The sequence below is a fragment of the Nostoc sp. UCD121 genome, assembly GCF_014222285.1.
Taxonomy (GTDB): Bacteria; Cyanobacteriota; Cyanobacteriia; order Cyanobacteriales; family Nostocaceae; genus Nostoc.
This window is the reverse complement of the sequence record NZ_JACKZS010000458.1, coordinates 1-1,403: the sequence shown is the minus strand read 5'-3', so window position 1 is coordinate 1,403 and position 1,403 is coordinate 1. Positions and strand designations below refer to the sequence as shown.

Genomic DNA, 1,403 nt, shown 5'->3' with positions numbered 1-1,403 from the left:
GTATCAGTATTTAATAATAGTAAAAACTCCCCTTTTGCTACTTTTGCACCAGCATTATTTCCTGCTCCAAAACCAACGTTTCTTGGTAGTTTGATTAGTTTGATTCCAGGGAATTTATTATCAACAATGTCTTTACTATTATCTTGAGAATTATTATCGACTAAAATAATTTCACAGTTATCTTTAGGAATAAATTTTTCTAGAGAATTCAAACAGTTTATTAATACATCTGCACCATTATAGTTAACTAAGATAATTGATACTGAGTTAATTAATTGTGTGTTCATTCTTACAGTCTGTCATATAAAAATATCAATTACCAAGTTTTACTAATATTTCCAATCAAGCCTCGATAAGTCCCTAATAAACAAGCCCATATTTTTAATTGTTTATCTTCTAAATCATATAGCATAATAAAAACAATTTGAAGCAGCATATATTTTATTCGCCGAATTAAGCTAGTGAAGTGATAGTAGCCTTGAGAAAAGCGAGTTTCTAAATAACTATGATTACGACATATATAGTAATAACGTAAAGCTGAATATTGTTGGATGTAGCGATATTTATTCAGAAATTTTACTTGAATAGGACTACCAAAATTATGGTGCATACTAGCTTTAGTAGCAATTAGGTTATGAAAGCCTTTTTGTCTTAGTCGCAATCCATAATCAAGGTCAATACCATCAATAAATAAGTCAACACAAGGAGGAGAAATAGTTTTAGCGGCAGCTAATGAAATTAGAGATCCTGATGTAATTGGTGAATCACATTCATAAAAATCAACACTACTATTATGTTTAAGTGCTAGAAAATGATCCTTAAAAAAAACTGCACCTTCTATAACCTTATTCGTTCTAGGATCAGAAGGAGTAGGAGCAATAATACCAATTTTATAATTATCTTGTTGAGACAGTTGATAATAAGTTTTCAACAAAATCTCTAGACAGTTTGCAGCCGGAACACTATCTTGATCAAAAGACCATAAAAAGTCATATTCTTGTTCGATAGCCCATTCTAATGCTTTTGTTAAACCTTCAGCTATTCCAATGTTATTGGGATAATGATGGATTAACAATATTTGATTATTGTCATTAAGTAATAATGCTTTCTTAGAGTTATCTACTATATATATATATGTAACTTTAATTGATTGAGAGTCAATAGCTTGAATACACCTATTAGCAGATTCTTCATCTTGATAACAAGTTATGTAAGCTGCTACTTTTAATTGCATATTTATGTTATTAAACAGGATTAATCGTTACGTAAAAGTCATATCATATTTAAATTCCTAAAACCCAGACAATTACCATTTACTTCACTCCTTTTGTAAAATACATATAAACTCAATCTCTTCTTCATTCCTTGTAAAATGAATTATATTAAATGGCAAATTCATAGAC

The 1,403-nt window shown here is 29.2% G+C and carries 2 protein-coding genes; both read right to left on the bottom strand.

Annotated features, from left to right (window positions below):
• Positions 1-287, bottom strand: a 287-nt coding sequence (locus GNF10_RS36835) for a glycosyltransferase (protein ID WP_185607488.1), incomplete at its 3' end; no start/stop codon positions are given.
• A 29-nt stretch (positions 288-316) separates the two neighbouring features.
• Positions 317-1,234, bottom strand: a complete 918-nt coding sequence (locus GNF10_RS36830) for a glycosyltransferase family 2 protein (RefSeq protein WP_221644709.1) — start codon at positions 1,232-1,234, stop codon at positions 317-319.
• Positions 1,235-1,403: the final 169 nt, after the last annotated feature.